At 55.6% G+C, this 275-nt stretch carries 1 protein-coding gene; it reads right to left on the bottom strand.

The window, feature by feature from the left end:
• Positions 1-275 (bottom strand): hypothetical protein (locus tag AB1471_RS17300; RefSeq protein ID WP_367780971.1); only part of this gene is annotated, 275 nt, incomplete at both ends.

Below are 275 nucleotides of genomic sequence, written 5' to 3'. Positions count from 1 at the left end.
CCAACGATTCAAGAGCCAGTTTCAAAATATCCGATTCTCCCCACTCGCTCTTCTCCACGCACGCCAGAAGTCCCCCCCAATCTTTCAAGGCAATCGTCGCATCCGAGACCACCAGCGGCACCGGTTGATTTGTCCGGACGCTATCAGGCAAAGTGTCGAGCCAATCCAATGCATTGGTTGCCCCCTGGTTGCGCAGCAGCCATTCCCCCAAATTAAAGGCCTGGTCAGGCGAATTGGCGGCCTGTTTCTTTAGGCCTGCGAGCCATTCGCTTTCG

The organism is Jeotgalibacillus marinus, from assembly GCF_040801915.1.
Classification (GTDB): Bacteria; Bacillota; Bacilli; order Bacillales; family Jeotgalibacillaceae; genus Jeotgalibacillus; species Jeotgalibacillus marinus.
Note: the sequence above shows the minus strand (reverse complement) of the source record. Positions and strands in the feature narration are given on the sequence as shown.